Annotated in this window: 11 protein-coding genes; 3 read left to right on the top strand and 8 right to left on the bottom strand. The window is 45.1% G+C overall.

All coding sequences use genetic code 11. The annotated features are described in order from the left end of the window. Positions 1-249 precede the first annotated feature (249 nt). Entirely contained in the window at positions 250-2,652 is a 2,403-nt protein-coding gene (gene malP / locus B0X70_RS02180; RefSeq protein WP_217470781.1) for a maltodextrin phosphorylase, read from the top strand. Positions 2,653-2,661: 9 nt separating this feature from the next. After that, complete coding sequence (malQ, locus tag B0X70_RS02175) at positions 2,662-4,749, top strand: 4-alpha-glucanotransferase (RefSeq protein ID WP_217470780.1); 2,088 nt, start codon at positions 2,662-2,664, stop codon at positions 4,747-4,749. Between the two features lie 3,469 nt (positions 4,750-8,218). On the opposite strand, the gene B0X70_RS02170 is transcribed toward malQ, so the two are convergent. The 6 genes from B0X70_RS02170 to B0X70_RS02145 all read right to left on the bottom strand — a co-directional run bounded on the left by B0X70_RS02170 (position 8,219) and on the right by B0X70_RS02145 (position 15,864). Beyond that, a complete protein-coding gene (locus B0X70_RS02170) occupies positions 8,219-8,491 on the bottom strand; it encodes a PAAR domain-containing protein (protein WP_217470779.1) in 273 nt (90 codons plus the stop codon). A gap of 3 nt (positions 8,492-8,494) precedes the next feature. After that, positions 8,495-9,640 (bottom strand): DUF3396 domain-containing protein, encoded by a 1,146-nt coding sequence (locus B0X70_RS02165; protein WP_217471657.1) that lies wholly within the window; start codon positions 9,638-9,640, stop codon positions 8,495-8,497. A 37-nt stretch (positions 9,641-9,677) separates the two neighbouring features. Next, positions 9,678-10,826 (bottom strand): DUF3396 domain-containing protein, encoded by a 1,149-nt coding sequence (locus B0X70_RS02160; protein WP_217470778.1) that lies wholly within the window; start codon positions 10,824-10,826, stop codon positions 9,678-9,680. 15 nt (positions 10,827-10,841) lie between these two features. Then, complete coding sequence (locus B0X70_RS02155) at positions 10,842-12,200, bottom strand: VRR-NUC domain-containing protein (protein ID WP_217470777.1); 1,359 nt, start codon at positions 12,198-12,200, stop codon at positions 10,842-10,844. A gap of 2 nt (positions 12,201-12,202) precedes the next feature. After that, positions 12,203-14,317, bottom strand: a complete 2,115-nt coding sequence (gene tssI / locus B0X70_RS02150; protein ID WP_217470776.1) for a type VI secretion system tip protein TssI/VgrG — start codon at positions 14,315-14,317, stop codon at positions 12,203-12,205. Positions 14,318-14,988: 671 nt separating this feature from the next. Continuing rightward, entirely contained in the window at positions 14,989-15,864 is an 876-nt protein-coding gene (locus tag B0X70_RS02145) for an arginase family protein (RefSeq protein WP_217470775.1), read from the bottom strand. A 290-nt stretch (positions 15,865-16,154) separates the two neighbouring features. Between B0X70_RS02145 and B0X70_RS02140 the strand changes: the two genes are divergently transcribed. Beyond that, entirely contained in the window at positions 16,155-18,170 is a 2,016-nt protein-coding gene (locus tag B0X70_RS02140) for an LTA synthase family protein (protein WP_217470774.1), read from the top strand. Between the two features lie 55 nt (positions 18,171-18,225). On the opposite strand, the gene malG is transcribed toward B0X70_RS02140, so the two are convergent. Continuing rightward, positions 18,226-19,116, bottom strand: a complete 891-nt coding sequence (malG, locus tag B0X70_RS02135) for a maltose ABC transporter permease MalG (RefSeq protein WP_105399391.1) — start codon at positions 19,114-19,116, stop codon at positions 18,226-18,228. A 12-nt stretch (positions 19,117-19,128) separates the two neighbouring features. Continuing rightward, a complete protein-coding gene (gene malF / locus B0X70_RS02130; RefSeq protein ID WP_217470773.1) occupies positions 19,129-20,685 on the bottom strand; it encodes a maltose ABC transporter permease MalF in 1,557 nt (518 codons plus the stop codon). Between the last annotated feature and the right edge of the window lie 91 nt (positions 20,686-20,776).

Here is a 20,776-nt window from a genome sequence, read left to right as displayed (position 1 = left end):
CCCTATCACATTCTTGAACAACAAATTCCATTTTCTACAGATAAGTTATGGAAGCGATTAGCAAATTACCTTAATCGATCCGCTGGAAAAAAATGAACTCAATAAATGCAAAAATGATACGCAATATAGTTACTGGCTACGCCCTTCTACTCCTCCCTGACTAATACCTCTCCAGGATGATGCTTTAGATCCTGAGAGCATTCAGCATAGTGCTTAAATTTCCCTTTTCAGCTACAGGATGAAGACTCCATGCAACAGCCCAGATTAGATAAAGCCCAGTTTCAGGCTGCGCTGACACGTCAATGGCAGCGCTTTGGCCTCGGTTCAGCACAGGAAATGACCCAGCATCAGTGGTGGCAAGCCGTTAGCGCGGCCCTGTCAGAGCTGTTGCCCGCATGCCCTGTCATCGATCATTCCGACCAACAACGCCATGTGAACTACATCTCGATGGAGTTTCTGATTGGCCGTTTGACCGCAAACAATCTGCTTAACCTTGGTTGGTATGAAGACGTTCAGGCTTACCTGGCAGAAGAAAATATTATTCTCAGCGATCTTCTGGAACAAGAAACCGACCCCGCTTTAGGTAACGGCGGATTGGGACGGCTCGCCGCCTGTTTTCTTGACTCTATGGCAACCGTCGGTCAGCCGGCAATTGGCTATGGTCTGAATTATCAATACGGCCTGTTCCGCCAATCCTTTGAACAAGGGCAACAAATTGAAGCACCAGACAATTGGGAACGAGAATCCTATCCCTGGTTCCGCCATAACACTCAGTTAGATGTTGAAGTGAATTTCGGTGGCAAAATCGTCATAACCGATGATGGACGCGAAATCTGGGCGCCTGACTTTACCTTGATTGGAGAAGCCTGGGATCTACCCGTCATTGGTTACCGTAATGGCATTACCCAACCATTGCGCCTGTGGCAAGCAACCCATGCCGAGCCATTTGATCTCGACAAATTCAACGCTGGGCAATTTCTGGCCGCGGAACAGCAAGGTGTTGAAGCCGCTAAGCTAACGAAAGTTCTCTATCCGAATGATAATCATCAAGAAGGCAAACGCCTGCGCCTGATGCAACAATATTTCCAGTGTGCCTGCTCCGTCGCAGATATCCTGCGTCGCCATCAGCTGGCGGGCCGCAAAATGGAAGATCTGCCTAAGCATGAAGTGATCCAGCTTAACGATACCCATCCAACGATCGCCATCCCTGAAATGATGCGCATTCTACTGGATAAACACCAGATGAGTTGGGAAACGGCATGGGAGATAACCAGCCATACTTTCGCCTATACCAACCATACCCTGATGCCAGAAGGTTTGGAATGTTGGGACGAGGATCTAGTCAGCCACCTGCTGCCACGCCATTACAGCATCATTAAAGAAATTAACTACCGGTTTAAAAAGTTGGTGGACAAAAACTGGCCCGGCGAGCAAGCCGTATGGGAAAAATTAGCCGTACATTATAACCATCAGATACGCATGGCGAATCTTTGCGTTGTCGCGGGCTTTGCCGTAAACGGGGTAGCCGCGCTGCACTCACAGCTCATCGTTAAGGATCTGTTTCCTGAATACCATCAACTATGGCCGAATAAGTTTCTCAACGTGACAAATGGCGTTACCCCGCGTCGCTGGATCAAACAGTGTAACCCGGCACTGTCAGGATTACTTGACCGTACGCTTAATCGCGAATGGGTTAACGATCTTGATGCTCTTAAAACACTTGAACCCTATGCAGATGACGCCGCTTTCCGCGAAGAGTACCGAGCTATCAAACAAGACAACAAGATCCTGCTATCCAATTATGTCAATAAAGTGATGGGGCTTAAGCTAGATCCAAGCGCCATTTTTGATGTGCAAATTAAACGCTTGCATGAATATAAGCGTCAGCATCTGAACCTGTTGCATATCCTATCGCTCTATAAACAAATTCAGGAAAACCCGGCGCTGGATATCGTGCCGCGCGTGTTCCTGTTTGGCGCAAAAGCCGCGCCTGGCTACTATTTGGCAAAAAATATTATCTCTGCCATCAATCAGGCGGCGGAAAAAATCAATAATGATCCTATCGTACGAGATCGCATTAAGATCGCTTTTATCCCCGATTACAAAGTTTCTGTCGCAGAACTCATGATCCCGGCTGCCGATGTTTCAGAACAAATCTCCACTGCCGGTAAAGAAGCTTCCGGTACCGGCAACATGAAACTGGCGCTAAATGGCGCCCTGACCATCGGAACACTAGATGGAGCGAATGTCGAAATTGCCGAACAGGTCGGGGATAACCATATCTTCATTTTCGGGCATACCGTAGAAGAAGTGAAAGCCTTAAAAGCTGCCGGTTACGACCCGCTGAAACTACTCAAGGAAGATCAGCATCTGGACAACATCCTCAAGGCGCTGGCTAGCGGCGAGTTCAGCTATAGCGACAAACGAGCCTTCGATATGCTGCTACATAGTCTGATTGAAGGTGGCGATCCTTATCTGGTATTAGCTGATTTTGCCTCCTATTGTGACGCGCATAAACGAATCGATACCTTGTACCGCGATACTCAAAGCTGGATACGCAGCGCCATTCTAAATACCGCCCGGATGGGAATGTTCAGCTCTGACCGGACAATCCGTGATTATCAACAACGCATCTGGCAAGCAAAGAGATAAGGAAAAATCATGGAGGAAAAAAGCCTCGATCATTTAGCGACCGAGGCTGGCATTGTCGCCAGCTACATTAATGCTTATGGCAAACCGCAAGCGATTCCGGCAGAAACCCGACACTACTTGTTGGATGCGATAAGTGAAAATAAACCGGCCAGCGAGCCGGTTTCCCCCTTGCCGACAGTAAAAGTTTTTACTCAAGGCGAGCGCTTCACCATCACCCTGAAAGATGAAGAGCACTACCAATGGCAGATACAGACAGAACAAGGAGAGGAATTTCAGGGGCATTGCCGCCACATATTGACGCTACCTGATACGCTTGCTCTGGGCTACCATCACCTCACTTTGACACAAGAAAACCAATGCTGGTCTATGCGGATTATCGTGGCGCCCAAACGCTGCTACGAACCAGATGCCCTGCAAAGAAGAGAAAAACTTTGGGGCGCCTGTGTGCAACTCTACACTCTGCGATCAGAAAACAATTGGGGAATCGGCGATTTTGGCGACCTGAAACACATGCTGAAAGAGATAGCAGCACGCGGAGGCGCTTTCATCGGGTTGAACCCATTGCATGCATTGCACCCAGCCATGCCAGAAAGCGCCAGCCCCTATAGCCCCTCTTCACGCAACTGGCTTAACGTGATTTACATTGACGTTAATCAGGTTGAAGATTTCAAACTCAGTGAAGAGGCACAGAGTTGGTGGCAATCACCAGAGACTCAACGCACGTTACAGTATTCCCGCGGCACAAAATGGGTGGATTACACCACAGTGATGGCGTTGAAAATGGCGGCACTGCGTCTGGCACATCAACAATTCAGCACACGCCCAGAACATGATTCATCAAAAACCGCTTTCCGCCAATTTGTCATTCAGGGTGATGAATGTCTCTACTATCAAGCCGCTTATGACGCTCTGCATTGCCGACTATATGCCGAAGACAACTCCTATTGGGGCTGGCCGGTATGGCCGGAAAAGTACCGCGATCCGCACAACGAAGCCGTACAAACATTTTGCCAGTCTCACCCGCAGGAAGTGGAATTTTTCCTCTGGTTACAGTGGCTGGCCGATACTCAACTTGCAGACTGCTTTGCACAAAGCCAAACAAGCGGCATGCCGATTGGGCTTTATCGTGATTTGGCCGTTGGCGTAGCGGAAGGCGGATCGGAAACCTGGTGCAACCGAGTTGTCTACTGCACTAAAGCATCAGTGGGAGCGCCACCGGATGCTCTTGGACCACTGGGTCAAAACTGGGGCCTCCCCCCGATGAATCCTCATGTTTTGCAAGCCCAGGCTTACCAACCGTTCATTCAACTGCTACGCACAAATATGACCTATTGCGGCGCGCTACGCATTGACCACGTGATGTCGATGCTCAGACTCTGGTGGATTCCCTACGGTGAAACCGCCGACAAAGGAGCATATGTACACTACCCGGTTGATGATCTGATGGCGATTCTGGCATTAGAAAGCCAACGCCATCGCTGTCTGGTTATTGGTGAAGATTTGGGAATTGTACCGGAAGAGATTGTCGGCAAACTGCGCGACAGCGGAGTCTATTCTTATAAAGTGCTCTACTTTGAGCGTCATGGCAATGGAGAATACCGTGCGCCTGAGGATTACCCGATACAAGCAATGGCGACCATCACCACCCATGATTTACCGACCTTGCGTGGATTTTGGCAAAGCAACGATTTGACACTTGGGGAATCACTCAAGTTATATCCTGATAAAGACCTGCTTCAAGGGTTACATACTGACCGTCAAGCGAGCAAACAAGGGTTATTAGAAGGCTTACATCGCTACGGCTGTATCCCGGAACATATCGGTGACATGGCAAAAGAGGTAGACATGTCACCGATAATAAACCAAGGGCTACATCGTTATATCGCCCACAGTGCCTGCGCACTACTGGGCCTACAACCCGAAGATTGGCTGGATATGGACAAACCGGTCAATATTCCAGGTACGGTAATGGAATATCCTAACTGGCGACGTAAACTGAATACCACATTGGAAACCCTGTTTGGTGATGATCATGTCAATCAATTGCTGAAAGATGTAGATAAATGTCGTAAAAAAGCGGGAATAGCCAGAGGTTAAATGCCGTAACGTCTATTTCTCCTCCGAAAGCATTATCCTGTCCAGTTTAAAGGATGGTTTTAATCTATAAACCATCCTTTATATTGCTGACTGTTAACACCTTGATTACCAACGTTGAGTTTTCATCAATGATAAAACAGGCATTCAGAAAAGCCTTTTTTATCTGTCAGTGTGGTTTTAAAAGCTGGATAAAGAGGCCAAGCGTACCCCGGAAAAAACAGATAAAAACTTTAATCATCAAAAGTAAAAAGCAGTGATTAAGGCTTTTTTAAAGTGGGTAAAAAATCCAATACCATACTGATATTAGAAGAGAAAACATTAGAAAAAACAGGTTTTAGATTGATTAAATAAGGCGAAAAAAAATAACAGCGTTAAACCGATAACAAGAATATATCTTAGCAAAACATTTAACAGTATTAACAGCATTAAACGCATTAAACGCATTAAACGCATTAAACGCATTAAACGCATTAAACGCATTAAACGCATTAAACGCATTAAACGCATTAAACGCATTAAACGCATTAAACCTATTTTATTAAATAAAAGATTTTTCCTGACTGCAACAAGTTTACGAAAAATAAGAGACTATAATTGTAGAAAACCGAGCGGCATTTAGATTAACCCCTAAAAAGCACGAGTATTTAGTAACATTAAAAATGATTAAAGAAATCGGCGTTAATCTTAATACCGTTAGCTATCTGCCACCCTCATTGGTTTTAAACCTAAAAATCAAATATAGAAAAAGGAGAAAACAGAAAACTTAAATATCAGTTTAATGAAAATAAGAACGTTAAATACGATTCATAAAATGTAAAAACCATTAAACCTACCACAGTTAATCAATAAAAATCATTTATTAAGCAGATTTAAAATTAAAAAAAACAGCCTGTAAGAATGAGAACCACAGTTCAAGTTTATCATATTTTTAATATTATTTTTTTACTTACATTTCCATTTTACCGGTGATTAACCAGATAAGGATTAAGAAAATGAGCACTTCATTAATGCCAACTTTTTAAAAGGTATAGCGTGACTAAAAACAGCCTCTTCTTTACTATGTTTAAACATTTATCAGCAATACTATTACATTTAGTCGAAATTCACTAACCATTAACCGAGAGTTGAAAAGCAATAATCACGTAAAATAACATTAATGGAATAGATTAACGCTCAAGTATTTTCTCACCATCATTTTACGAACAAATCAATAAAAAATGTGATAAAAAAGAGATAAAACGATTAATCTAGCCGGATTTAAATGCTAGAAAAGAGTTATCCTAAAAAGCATTAATGGTGTTTTTATACTATCAAACTATTGATTAGTGATTTATAAAGAAAAGATAAAGGGTGATGATTTACAAAAAACGCAGAATTGCCAGTAAAACAGTATTGGTAAAACAATGTGGGTAAAATTATGTCGATAAAACCATGTCGATAAAATAATATATATAAAACAATGTCAGTTAAAATAAATCGGATATGATTAACGTTCATTTAAACGTAAAACCACGATATATCATAATGCTTAAATTTCGCAAAAAGCATATAGACAAAAGATAAAAAACGGTTAAAACCAGATACCGATTAAAATCATACGTTAAAAAAATAACTTTTAATCCCAGTTTAAAACCTGCTCTGGTTTTACGGGTATTTCAATTAAAGGCTTTATACCCTATGAATTTCAAGTTGCATCGCGGCGGAATCCCCGGGAGCATAGATAACTATGTGACCGGGGTGAGTAAGTGCAGCCAACAAAGAAGCAACTTGAAAGATCACGGGTATATAAACCATCCTTCATATCGCTGACTGTTAACACCTTAATTACCACCACTGAGTTTTCATCAATGATAAAACCGGTATTCAGAAAAGCCTTTTTTATCTGGTCAGTGTGGTTTTAAAAGCTGGAAAAGAGGCCAAACTAACCACGAAAAAACAGGTAAAAACTTTAATCATCAAAAGTAAAAAGAATTGATTAAGGATTTTTAAAAGCGGGTAAAAAATCCGATGGCATTCGGACATTGGAAGAGAAAACATCAGGAAAAACGGGTTTTAAACTGATTAAAAAAGGTGAAAAGATGACAGTGCTAACCTAATAACAATAATATATCCTATCAATCAGAGACCATAATTGTAGAAAACCGAGCGGCCTTTAGATTAACCCCAGAAAAGCAAGAATGTTTAGCAACATTAAAAATGATTAAAGAAATGGGCGTTAATCTTAATACCGTTATCAGTTCTGCCACCCTCACTGGTTTTAAACCTAAAAGATAAAATACAGAAAAAGGAGAAAACAGAAAACCTAAATATCAGTTTAATGAAAATAAGAACGTTAAATACGGTTCAGTAAATGTAAAAACCTTTCGTCATGGCCGATTTATAATTAAAAACAAACACCCCCTCAGAATGAAAACCGCTGTATAAGCTTATCATATTTTCAACATTACTTTTTTAACTTACATTTCCCTTTTACCGGTGATTAATCAACTAAGGATTAAAAATAGGTAGCCCATTAATGTCAGCTTTTTAAAAGGTATAGAGTGACTAAAAACAACCTATTCCCTGCTATGTTTAATCCACTTATCGGTAAATTGGTAATACTACACTCCACTTATTTTACATTTGCCTAACCCGCTATGACTATTTAAAAAGACAAACAGGGAGAGGTTAAATACTTCATTCAACAGACTGATTTAACCAATAAAATAAAAATCTTCAGTAGCGTGATTAATTACATTAAGTCTAAATCCACTAATCATTAACCGAGAGTTGAAAAGCAATAATCACGTAAAATAACATTAATAGAATAGATTAACGCTCAAATATTTTCTCACCACCATTCTACGAAAAAATCAATAAAAAATGCGATAAAGAAGAGATAAAACGATTAATTTAGCCGAATTTAAATGCCAAAAAAGGCGTTATCCTAAAAAACATTAACGGTGTTTTTATACTATCAAGCTATTGATTAGTGATTTATAGAGAAAAGATAAAGGGTGATGATTTACAAAAAACGCAGAATTGCCAGTAAAGCAATACGGGTAAAACAGTATTGGTAAAACAATGTGGGTAAAACTATATCGATAAAACTATGTCGATAAAACCATATCTATAAAACAATGTCAGTTAAAATAAATCGGATATGATTAACGTTCATTTAAACGTAAAACCACGATATATCATAATGTTTAAATCTCGCAAAAAGCTAATATCCAAAAGATAAAAAAAACGATTAAAACCAGATACCGATTAAAATCATACGTTAAAAAAATAACTTTTAATCCCAGTTTAAAACCTGCTCTGGTTTTACGGGTATTTCAATTAAAGGCTTTATACCCTATGGATTTCAAGTTACATCGCGGCGGCCAGGGAGCGAATCCCCGGGAGCATAGGTAACTATGTGACCGGGGTGAGTGAGTGCAGCCAACAAAGAGGCAGCTTGAAAGATGACGGGTATAGCATTGGAGAGTTATGACCGTACCTGTAATCGACAAGCGCCGGTCGGACAACCACAATTAACAAGGTGTCCCTCCAGCGCGACAGGTATTCCTTGTATATTGAACAAGTTAGAACCTTCCGCAATCGCGCCGGTTTGTTTACAGGCGGGACAAAACACCGGGGCACCTTTACAGGCAACCGAGAGTTGTTGGTTTACCAAATCGGAACCATTTAAAACCTCGCCTCCGGTTGTTGTGGTATCGCCTTTAAGGATGATTTTTTTACTTTCCACGATACTGCGCATTATTTACTCCGCTATATTTTCCGTTTCTCGTATTAAATGCCAAACGGTTGTGCCCGTCTCTGCACCTTCAACATCAAAAGACATCGCTCCCTGAGCAAAGAAGTACTGTTTGCCCGGCAGGCTATCGGTTCGCCAGATACCGCTAACCAAAGCGGGTTCGCCGCCTCTCAAAGGGGTCACTTGCAGCGGACCTCGGTCATAACGGGCATACCAGGCTTGTGTGGAAATATCATCAAAATGACCTTCACCATAAAAATGCAGGGAATCACCTTCTCCCGGAACAAAACGTATCGGACGTATCAGTTGGTTAATGGCAAAATAACTCTCCGGGACACTGCCCGGGAGCGGCGTTAAGTCCGGGTATTGACCGGCCCGGATTATCAGACCATTGGAATAAGAACTAATCACCACATCCCGGTAGGGGCGCAGCACCTGACGTATCCAGTACTCCCCACCCAGCCGGTTTACAAAGCGTTTGGAAAGTAAGGTGATCCAGTTAATGCCCCGGATGGAATGTTCATACTGTAATACCGCAGTATGAACCGCAGAATTGACTTGCAGGGAGGGGTAACGTTGCGCCAACTGGTACTCTAAGGGAAAGTAGCCATAGAAGTCGTTGGGTAAGACCAGACAGTAGCCACAGTCCCCACTGTCCGGTTCGAGTTGGTCACATAGAAACTCCAGCCAAGCCATAAACCGGGTCATTCCATCCTGTCCTTTCAGATAATCCCAGGGCAGCACCAGACTCAGATAGGAGCTACCATCGTCACCATCAATTTCTCGGGAATCCAGATAACGCATCAGATAGCGAGGGGCTTCATAGATATTTTTAGCATCACTGACGACCCAACTAGAAGGCTGATTTTTTTTCTGATTAAGAATGCCCTCTTCCACTTTAGCAATATTTTCCGGTGAATATTTTCTTAACCCTTTCAGCTCATGACGGTGAAAACGCAGGTAGGTACCAAACTCTTCGCAAAAGCACCGGTAGCAGGCCAGAATGCGTTGCTTTTTCTCTTGAGTGTAGCCCTGTTTAAAAAACAGGGTAATTGAGATACCCAGGCGGGAAACAGTCAGCCCATCGGCATTACTAAAAAGAAAAGAGGTCAGTTGTGATCTCAACTGTGCAAAGTCATCTGAAATTTCCATCATTTTCTCGGTTAGTTGTAAGGCAGTAGATAATCTGTTATTCCCACATATTTGCCGCTTCTCGTATCAGATGCCAGAGGGTTGTGCCCGGTTTTGTACCTGGAACATCAAAAGACATCGCCCCCTGAGCAAAGAAGTACTGCTTGCCCGGCAGGCTATCGGTTTGCCAGATCCCGCTGACCAGTGCAGGGTGGTTGCCTCTCAAAGGGGTCACTTGCAGCGGTCCCCGGTCATAACGGGCATACCAGGCTTGCGTGGAAATATCATCGAAATGACCCTCTCCATAAAAATGCAGTGAATCACCTTCTCCCGGAACAAAACGTATCGGACGTATCAACTGGTTAATGGCAAAATAACTCTCCGGGACACTGCCCGGCAGTGGCGTTAAGTCCGGGTATTGACCGGCCCGGATAATCAGGCCATTGGAATAAGAAGTAATCACCACATCCCGGTAGGGGCGCAGCACCTGACGTATCCAGTATTCCCCACCCAGTCGGTTTACAAAGCGTTTGGACAGCAGGGTGATCCAGTTAATGCTTCGGATGGAATGGGCATAATCGTCCAGCGTGGTGTGAACAGTGGAGTTGACTTGCAGGGCAGGGTAGCGCAGGGCCAGTTGATACTCCAAAGGGAAATAATCATAGTAGTCTTTAGGTAAGACTAGACAGTAACCACAATCTCCCCAGTCAGGTTCAAGCTGTTCACACAGAAAGTCCAGCCAGGCCATAAACCGGGTCATGCCCTCTTGTTCTTTTAGATAATAATCCCAGGGCAGAACCAGACTCAGGTAGGAGCTACTATCGTCACCATCATCCTCATCAGAATCCAAATAACGCATCAGATAATGAGGCGCTTCATCTTCGTTTTTAGCATCACTGACGACCCAACCACAAGGCTGATTTTTTTTCCTAGCGAGAATGCCTTCCTCTATTTTAATAATATTTTCTGGAGAATATTTGCTTAACCCCTTTAATGAATGACTATGAAAACGCAGATGAGTACCAAACTCTTCGCGAAAGCGGTTATAACAGGCCAGAATGCGCAGTTTTTTCTCCTGAGTATAGCCCTGTTTAAAAAACAGGGTAATTGAGAGACCCAGGCGAGAAACAGTCAGTTCATCGGCATTGCTAAAAAGAAAAGAGGTCAGTTGTGATCTCAGTTGGGCAAAGTAATCTACAGTTTCCATCATTTTCTCCGTTAATTATGAAGCGGTGGCGAGTGTCACACTCGCCAATATTGCCAGGACGGCAGCTAACGCGGCGGCGCTGACTGCGGCAGCGGCAGCTAAAATTTCCACCAGTGCAATCAGCGCGGCAGCGACGGCAAGGGTGACAAGGATAACAACGGCAACGCCGGCAATAATCACCACCACTTCCAGCATGCCTTCACCCACCTCTTTCAATATCTGCATCCAGCTAATGTTTTTAAGCTCTTCCAAGGTGATATCTGAGCCCTGTTGCACCGTCTGCCAGCGGGCTTTTATCTCACTCTCCGTCCAGGTTACGATTTTCCCTGTTTGTGCACTGACCCAGGAAAAAGCGTAGCTGATTTGATGAGTGACCGGATCAATAATCTCTTCACACACCCACTTGCCGGCTTGATTTAACCAGGTACCAAACTGGGCAAGGAGTTCGCGGGTACTGTCGCGGACATAATTCAACCCGTTTTCGGCCAGACCCGCCACTTCCTGTCCGAGGATAACCCAGTCTTCATAGCTGGGTAAGAAAGACCAGCGGGAAGTACTGAGAAGCGGTGGATTTTTTGTCAGCGGCTGCGGAATAGTCCCCGGCACACCCTCTGCGGGCGGGGTGGGTAAAGCTTCCTCATCAGGCGGCGAACCCGGCGGTAGCGGGGCCAGTGGGATGGGATTTTTATAGTGTTGGGAGCCGGGTTGATAATGTTTTCGCCATGCTTCATCATACTGTTTTTGCTCTTCGGTGCGGTTATCGTCGATGCGCATCACCCCAAAGCGAGAGCGGGTCGCAATCCGGATATAATCTTTTTCTTGATCTTCACTAAGCTTATCCCCCGGAAATTTCACTTCAATCAACATCTTTAGATTATCGGGGTGTACGGAGCCATCGAAGTAGGTGGCATTTCTGCCCGGCCAGCGGAGGACTTCATCTTTAACCAGAATAATATCGGGACGGCGAATGCGTAAAACACCAAATTTCTCTGCGTCTTCGGCAGAAGGCCGGGCAAACGGATTACTGGATTGCGGTAAATTATCGCCATAACGCTGCTTAGAGTCTTGGCTAGTTGCCAGCATGGGTAAGGGGACATCTTGCTCTCCTCGGATAGCAAACACCACTTCCGCTTTATAAGACCACAGAAAATCATGCTTAAGCTCCTCAACCTTAATCAACCCACTCATAATAATTTGATTAAGAAAGCGAATGACTCCCTGTTTGGTGATAATCATTGCCGGCAGACGCAGGGCATATTCGGCTTTTCTCGCCAGATAACAGGGATCTTCATCGGCGGGAAAGACGCCTATTTCCATCGTACAGTTAATTGAGGTGACAGCCGGGCACATCTTGCCACTGTTGGATATTGCCATACTTATTCCTCCGTAAATTCCATCACATGCTCTACCGGTGTGTTATCACTGGCCTGATATAAGGTTTGCTTCGGTTTCGGTGGGGCTTCCGGCGAACTCAGTTGTAGATTTTCTTCGGCCTCACTCCGTACAGTCATCGTTCTGCCCAGCGCATCGGTTTTACCGGAAAGGGTCTGACCGCCAGCGGTGGTAATGGTATAGCGGGTATGCGCCAGGGGTTTACCGCTCTGTTCACTGAGCAAGGTATAGCGAGCGGAGTAGTCAAACAGCGCGCCGGCGGATTTTCTTCCTGTCACATGGTCAGTCATGGTGATGCTGACCCCTTCGATACGAATATTGCCCATCGGGTCAATAACTATCTGCCCGCCCGCGTTCCCAATGATGATTTGCCCGCTTTCCGAGTGCACAGTGATATGTTTACCCACGGTAATTTGTTGGTTATCTTCGATGTTTAATTGATGGCTTTTACCAACGGAAACGACTTGTTGGCCTTTAATGGTCACTGTTTGATTTTGACCGACTTCAAGCGTCTGGCAGCCCTGCACCGCTTCATCATCCTCGTTTTTAATTATCGCCGCGCGGTTATGCGCCACTTCTGTTTGCTGGTCATGGCCTATCTGCGTGGTTTTATCCCAGAGGATCTGCGTTTTCATATTCCGTTGAGCATGAATAAACACTTCCTCGCTGCCTCTTTCATCCTCAAAACGCAGTTCATTAAATCCCTGTCCTCCGCGAGTCCGGGTTTTAAAGGTGGTACGGGTTTTCTCCAGCGGTAAATCAAGCGGCGGACGGTTGAGGCCATTGTAGGTACACCTCGTCACAATCGGGCGGTCGATATCGCCGTTGAGATAGCTGACGATCACCTCCTGCCCGACGCGCGGTATCGCCATAAAACCGAAACCGTTGCCGTTCCAGCCCTGGGCCACCCGTACCCAGCAAGACGCGAGGTCGTCCGCTTTATCGTAACGGTTCCAGTGGAAATGAATCCGTATCGCGCCGTGTTCGTTCACATAAATCTCTTCGCTTCCCGGCCCGACTACCGTGGCGACTTCATCACCGTCCGCCAGCGGTTTGTAGCGGTAAGGGGGCCGCCAGTCCTTGTTTCCTGGAATAAAGGCGACTTCGTTTGTCAGGGTGGTTCCTTCGCCGCCGTCGTCCGACGCGACAGGTTGCTGCCCGTAATGCGTGACAGACAGCACCTGCCAGCGGTCGTTCATGGCCTCTATGGGATGGGATTGCAGGGTAAAAATTTTGCCCGGACGCAGCCGGATACAGTTGGTTTTGGCGGTGCCGACTTTGCTGTAGTTTCGTAACTGTTCCAGCCGCAGTTGGGTAAACGGTTTTGCTTCCTCGTCCCACTGGAAACGGCCGTAACTTTCAAACACCGAGTTGTGTCCGCTATCGTCGGATTGCGTCTGATGCTCGAGCGAATATTTGGGGTTAAGAAAGTTATGGTCTTTCTGGACCGTGCCGTTCGAGCACAGGTATTCGCCATAACTCCACTGGTACGCGGTGGTATCTGTCTCGTCCGTTTCAGGGTGCGTATTGTAAGTCAGTTCGATATCCGCCTGCATGCCCAGGCGGCAATCACAGAACAACGTCTGTTTTTCCTCAAACCAGAAGGTAATGCCCTCTTCCGCCGCCAGCCGACACCAAAAATCATAGGCGGATTCGCGTTTTTGCGTGGTGTATTCCCGTTCGACATGGCGTTTATAGAGCGTATCGCGGGTAAATAAAATACGATGCTCTTTAAGCAGGATCGTTAAGATTTCCGGTACGGACTTCCGATGGAAAATACGGCTGTCCTGATTGAGCGTCATCAGCCACATTGTGGGGCGGACAGTGAAAATATAAAAAGTCCGGCGGCCATCGGTATTATCCTGTTCAGCCCCGGTTATCAAGCCATTAATGGTCCGTTCGGTGACGCCATTGCGGGTAATGGTCAGTGACGCGCTGTCCCCCAGTTGTTCATTCAGGGGAATGTCATCACGTGAGCTCACCACTTTTAACGTCAGGCGATAAAGCTGTGACAGCTCTTCCTGTAAAGTAAATTGCGCTACCTGAAAGGTGGTTTGGGGCAGCGCGCCAATTCGGCAGGTGAAAACTAATCCATCCATATTTGAAACCCTACATAATTGAGCCATTATCCTGAGATGGGGATAACGCAAGAAGCCATTAAACGAGCCATTACAGCGGCTCTTTTAAATAGCGCCGGTCTGTTCCGCGGTAAAAAAATGACAGCGTAAAATAGCCATCATTTAATACGTGGCGTTAGAGAGAACAACAGACCGCTTCCAACTGAGTAGGATGGAGTGGAGACAGATAACAGATAACAGATAACAGATAACAGAGAATTTCGCTCTCTAAATATTATGACCACAAGATCACGATATTTATCAGATGAACATGAAGAAAATGTGATTAATGTCACGCAAAATGGCTAATTAATCGCCATCCATATACGGAATGAATAAAAATCGCCGTAAATTTTCATCTGATGCAGAGGCAATATAAAACCCCAAAAGCGTCAAGATATTAATCCGGTATATTGGAACTGGCGACAAATAAGCTTTCATCTTGGCAGTACACGCATTTTTTCATTCCAGGCTGTTGTTGTAACGAAAACGCCTTCGTGAACTCTTTCACATACTTAAGTCACTGCCACATTTTATTGCTCCTTAAAGCACCAGTCCGCGCCGATTTTGGGGTTAAGGTCAATATCCACTTCGATGACTTTTCGTATAAAGCCGCCGATATTGACCCCAGATAAAACAATTCGATATTTCAACTAATCTGAACGCCCTATTAAAGGAAGCTGTTCCAGCATATCTTTAAGATTCATAGCATCCCAAGGAAGGTGTTCTGCAATCCCAAGCCCAACCACTTTAGCCCGAGAGGCTGCCTTTTGGATCAGAGCCAGCACATCGGGAATGTTAAGTTTACCTTTGGCGATACCACCGAAATCATGCTCACAGGCACCCGGACGAGCGAATAATACGGAACGGAAGTTATTTTCATCCAGTACATCCAAATCGATATGAATTGCCAGACATTCGATTTTCTCTTCTTCAATCCATTTCATCACCGACTCGCATCCCGCTCTGACATCATTCGGAGAACAGGTTCTGATTGCGTTATCAGCAATGAACTTTTTCTCATATTCCAGCGGGCTGTGTATTCCTGCGATCATGATTCTCTGGGAAGGTACTGGGCAAACCACGGTGGTTGTCAGATCGGGATCGCCATTGCCCATCAGTGCGCCAAGAACATGAGCGTGAGCATTCTGAAATTGAGCGGGAGTCATAACATCAGGATGCGAATCAATCCACAGTATCCCTAGCTTTTCTCCCCAGCGCTCACTCAGCCAGGCAAAAGGGGCGAGATCAACCAGACAGTCACCACCAAACGTGACGATATTATCTGGCTTATATTCACGAATAATTTTCCAGACGCTACTAAGCTGAGTTTTAAGTGCTTCCCTGCCGATAATGCCATTTTCTACCGAGAGAGGCTCGGCGGGTTCCTGAATGGGTACATGAATAACAGGCGCATCCGTTTCCGGTGCAAGCCAGTTCAGCATTTCCGCACCAAATTTGTATGCCGGGTTATTTCCCCCTTGCCACTGCGGCATAACCAGCCTGATAGTATTTGAACAGTTAGTCATTACGATACTCCTTTGCATATATGTAAAGTGTATTCAAAATCAGCCAGGCTGACGCCTCATCGACACTCCTTTCCCGCCTTATGTCGGCTGGAGTGCCTTTTCGAGGTAAAGATGATTTTCAGTCTGAACCATCCTTCAATCGCTTCTATCTGACCAATAACCACTCTACTGCAAAAAATAGCAAATAAAATAACCCAATGGGATAGGCAGTAAATTGCTGAATGAGATAGGATCTTGACCTGATAAACACTAAATTAACCTTATCAATCTATTACCAATAAGAAGGCATTATGTGGTTTTCCAGATTTAAACTGGCTTTTATCGCACTTTTACTTCCTTGGTTGCTAACGGTAGCAACACAAATGGCGGGAAGAATCTATCTTCTCTTAGCTTATGGCAATCATCAGCTTCTTGTTGATTCTACTCAAGACGTGGAACGCATGTTCTGGATCGGCGGACTGTTTGATATTCGAATTGCCAGTTTGCTGTTTGTGCCTTGTCTGCTGATTGCTAGCTTATTTGCCATTAATAAAAATAGCTTCAACATATGGCAACACGCCTATCCGTGGTTGGCAACAATACTCAATACCGTGGTCGGGGCTTTGACGGTAAGTAATGTTTACTACTATGCCACTTATGAACGGTCGTTCGATATTTTCATCTTCGGCTTAGTGGAAGATGATACGCAAGCCGTGCTATACACCTTATGGAACGATTATCCTGTTATCGAAAGTTTGCTCTGTTTAGCGCTGTTCGCAATGACTGTTTTCTGGTCCTGTCTGCTCTGGCAACGCTACCTTATTGCACGCACAGAGCGCAAAACCAGTCTGCCCGTTTCTGCTATCGCGACGCTAGTTATTTTGACTGTCTGTTTCGTTGGCATGCGTGGCTCCATAGGTACCTTCCCATTACGTCAGGCCAATACACAGGTTTCAGAAGTCAAAATGCTTAATATGTTGACGCCTAATGGTCCAATGGCACTGAACTGGGCGTTTAATGATCATTACAAAAATAGCTACTTCCCAGAAGCAACAGATGAACAAGGTAGCTGGTTATTAAACCATTTTCTGGAGAAACCAACCCCTGCAAATCTGTCACCGTTTATGACTAAAACTGCCGACAACCCTACCGCTCAAAAAAATCCGCCTAATGTAATATTTAACGTCATGGAGAGTATGGGTTATCACCTACAAAGCTTGGATCGCCCAGATCTTGATGTTTTTGGCACCCTACGCCAGCACTGGCAAAACGACTGGCGTTTTGAACGTTTCGTTTCCGAAGGCGATGGCACCATTGACAGTTTGAGCCGTTTCTTGATCCGCAGCCCAAACAGCGCAGTCAGTCAATCCACCGCGCAGGATCTCGATTTCACCAGCAATATGTTCAAACCCTATCTGGCGAATGGTTACAAAATTATCTTCGTCACATCCGGTAACGGCGCATGGCGTAATTTGAATCAGTTCCTGCCAAATCTGGGAGTCAGTGAATTTATCGATCAGAATGGGCTGAAAAAACGCTATCCAGAAGCCAAATTTGGTACTTGGGGCGTGCCTGATGAGTTTATGTTCCGTTATATTGAAGATCGCCTGACTCAGGCAGAAAAGAACGGGGAACACGTTCTGATTATGTCATTGTCTACGACCCATCATCCTCCGTATAAATCACCAGAAGGCTATAAGAAAACCGATATTAAGCTGAACGATATAGAGAAGCAGCGTTTAAGTCATTTGGCTAGTGGTGATGAACTACAAGAGGTTTTCCACACTCTGCGTTATGCTAACGATCAATTAGGGCAGTTTATTAGTTGGGTGAAATCCCAGTCATTGGCTTCCCATACCATTATTGCGGCAACCGGTGACCATAATATTCGAGGTATTAGCTATCCAGATGCTCATGAACTGGCAATCGGCCACGGCGTACCGTTTTATCTCTACGTGCCGCCCGCTTATCGCCAAAACGCAATTTTTGATGCGGCCAGAGTCGGCAGTCATAAAGACATTTGGCCAACCCTCTACCATTTGAGCTTGTCACATACGGCTTACTACCGTACCGGCTGTAATTTGCTGGCTAAACATCTAGATCCTATCTGGTGCCAAGGATATAACCCGGAAGTCACTATTACACCACAAGGGGCCTATATCATGATTGGCAAAGGTGAATTTCGACCGTGGGCAAATCAAACGGGATTATTACTCGGTGAACCCCAGCCAATGACAGCCGACCAAACCAAACAGTTCCAACGTTGGCAGGTATTTACCGATCTCCTTGCATGGCAATTAAATCGTCAAGTTCACCACCAGCAATAATTGATACTTCCGTGAATCCCTTTAATCTCAATGTATTAAAGGGACTTACATGTAATCAACCTTTAACTCCCCCGGCGGTCAAACCATTGACCAACCAGCGTTGAGCAACCAAGAAAACGATGGTAATAGGGAGTGCTGAGAGCACAGCGGCAGCGGCAAAATCTCCCCAAAGATAGTTCTGTGGGTTAAGGTACTGCTGCATGCCCACCGCCAAAGTGTAATTGTTCACATCTCGCAGAAGCAGTGAGGCAACAGGCACTTCCGTAATCACACCAATGAAGGAAAGAATGAATACCACTGCCAGAATCGGTACCGAAAGCGGTAGCAGCACCATACGGAAAGCTTGCCACGGTGTCGCGCCATCAAGCGCAGCCGCCTCTTCCAAGGAGCCATCAATGGTTTCGAAATAGCCTTTAATTGTCCAGACATGCAACGCAATGCCCCCTAGGTAGGCAAAAATCACACCACCGTGGGTATTAAGGCCGATAAACGGTACATATTCCCCTAGTCGATCAAACAGGGCATATAGCGCCACCAAGGAAAGGACCGCCGGGAACATCTGAAAAATTAGCATGCCTTTCAGTAAGGTGCTTTTACCGCGAAAACGCATACGGGCAAAAGCATAAGCACAGGTCGTTGATAATGTTACGATACCTACAGCGGTAATAAAGGCGACCTTAACAGAGTTCCAGAGCCATAGCATAACGGGGAAAGGTGGCGGTGTAACACGGCCATCCGGTGATACCACACTGTAGCCAAGCGCCAATTTCCAATGCTCCCAAGAGATACTTTCCGGGATCAAACTCCCCGTAGCAAAGTTCCCCGGTCTCAGGGAGATAGTAATAACCATCAGCAACGGGAATAAGATCATGGCAATAAAGGTTAACATCAACAAATGTGTCGCCAACAAACGCCATTTCTGCGATTTGGGTTGAACCATCGCCATTGCATTCCCTCCTTAGTCAAATTTAATGCGGGTCGCTTTCAGGTTAATAACCGCCAGTGCGCCAACCAACAAAAAGATCACTGTAGCAATGGCCGCAGCCAAGCCAAAGTCCTGACCACTACTGCCGTCGAAAGCAATACGGTAGGTGTAACTCACCAGTAAATCGGTATAGCCTGCTGGCGTCGTGGTGCCAATGCGATCTGGTCCACCAAGGGTTAACAACTGAATCAGAACAAAGTTGTTAAAGTTAAAGGCAAAACTGGCAATCATTAGCGGTGTTAATGGCTTAATCAGCAACGGGAAGGTAATCTTAAAAAAGTTCTGAAACGGTCCTGCGCCATCCATTGCCGATGCTTCATACAGATCATCTGGTATTGCCTTCAACAACCCCATGCAGAGGATCATCATGTAGGGATACCCAAGCCAAGTATTCACCACAATCAACATGGTTCGCGCCATCGTCGGATCGGTAAACCAAGCAGGTTTAAGACCGAATAGACCGTTAAGCAACAGATTGATCTCACCAAAACTCTGGTTAAATAACCCTTTGAAAATCAAAATAGAAATAAACGATGGCACTGCATAGGGTAAGATCAACAACACGCGATAAACAGCACGACCTTTCAGCGATTCCCACTGCACGATGCAAGCCAAAGCCATGCCAACAGCAACTGTCAGCACTACAGTGAGTAGAGAAAACACAACCGTCCAAACGAAAATAGCGAGGAATGGTTTCTGAATACCTTCATCCTGTATCACACGCAGGAAATTTTTCCAGCCGATGGAAACAGTAAATCCTGGCGTCAAAGTCTCATTTCCCCATTGCCCATCAGCATTGACAGACTGATAGAAACCAGTATCGGTATTGGGGCGATAAAGCGTGCCTGTTTGATTATCAGTGAGAGCCTTACCATCTTCCCCAAAAGAGTATTTAGGATGTACGCCAGAGAATTGACGTAGCGAACTCATTTTCAGTCGGCTGCCATCCGGTAAAACAGCAACCAACTGGTTCAGAGCCTGTCGATTCTGGGTGATAGTGCGCAATGTCGCCGCTTCACCGTGCTGGATGCTATCCTGCTCATACAAATGCAGAGTCGTCTCTTTCGTCGCTGACAGAGAAAATGGCTCTGATACCAGTTGTTTAGCCTGATTCGGTACGCTCAGCGCCAAAACCCATAGCTCCGATTTTGGATAGAGCTTAAAAGTCAATGTTTGCCCCGACTGATACTGACGGCTCATCAGGACAGATTGTGCGCGTTCAAAAGTTAGTTGATTGATACTACTATAGTTGGTGAAGGCGATAGCAATGGTGCAAATGAGCGGAAACAGTACAAACAATCCCATTCCTGCTACACCCGGATAGGTATAGCGCCAGGCATAAGTATTGCGGTTGGAAAAAACATAAATCCCCATACCTAACAATACCAGTGTCAACATTGCGAACAGATACTCTCCCTGTGAGTACATCAATACCACCAGATAACCGGTAAAGAGTACACACAAGCTTACTGCAAACCATTTCAGAGCAGAATGCTGCCACCATGATGTTTTTTCGAGCGTCGCTGACATAATGCTCTTCCTTTTTACTACGACGTAACAGCTTTGCGGATAGCTTAATCAATCTTCCTGCAAACAGGCATCCTTACTGGTTGCAGGAAAG

The sequence above is a fragment of the Photorhabdus akhurstii genome (assembly GCF_019090985.1).
Lineage (GTDB): Bacteria > Pseudomonadota > Gammaproteobacteria > Enterobacterales > Enterobacteriaceae > Photorhabdus > Photorhabdus akhurstii.
Note: the sequence above shows the minus strand (reverse complement) of the source record. Positions and strands in the feature narration are given on the sequence as shown.

Excerpts from the sequence above, each read along its gene's own strand:
- B0X70_RS02165 (WP_217471657.1), bottom strand. The coding sequence starts at position 9,640 with ATGGAAATTTCAGATGACTTTGCACAGTTGAGATCACAACTGACCTCT.
- B0X70_RS02140 (WP_217470774.1), top strand. The coding sequence starts at position 16,155 with ATGTGGTTTTCCAGATTTAAACTGGCTTTTATCGCACTTTTACTTCCT.
- malQ (WP_217470780.1), top strand. The coding sequence starts at position 2,662 with ATGGAGGAAAAAAGCCTCGATCATTTAGCGACCGAGGCTGGCATTGTC.
- B0X70_RS02170 (WP_217470779.1), bottom strand. The coding sequence starts at position 8,491 with ATGCGCAGTATCGTGGAAAGTAAAAAAATCATCCTTAAAGGCGATACC.
- B0X70_RS02145 (WP_217470775.1), bottom strand. The coding sequence starts at position 15,864 with ATGACTAACTGTTCAAATACTATCAGGCTGGTTATGCCGCAGTGGCAA.
- malG (WP_105399391.1), bottom strand. The coding sequence starts at position 19,116 with ATGGCGATGGTTCAACCCAAATCGCAGAAATGGCGTTTGTTGGCGACA.
- B0X70_RS02155 (WP_217470777.1), bottom strand. The coding sequence starts at position 12,200 with ATGGCAATATCCAACAGTGGCAAGATGTGCCCGGCTGTCACCTCAATT.
- B0X70_RS02160 (WP_217470778.1), bottom strand. The coding sequence starts at position 10,826 with ATGGAAACTGTAGATTACTTTGCCCAACTGAGATCACAACTGACCTCT.
- malP (WP_217470781.1), top strand. The coding sequence starts at position 250 with ATGCAACAGCCCAGATTAGATAAAGCCCAGTTTCAGGCTGCGCTGACA.
- malF (WP_217470773.1), bottom strand. The coding sequence starts at position 20,685 with ATGTCAGCGACGCTCGAAAAAACATCATGGTGGCAGCATTCTGCTCTG.
- tssI (WP_217470776.1), bottom strand. The coding sequence starts at position 14,317 with ATGGATGGATTAGTTTTCACCTGCCGAATTGGCGCGCTGCCCCAAACC.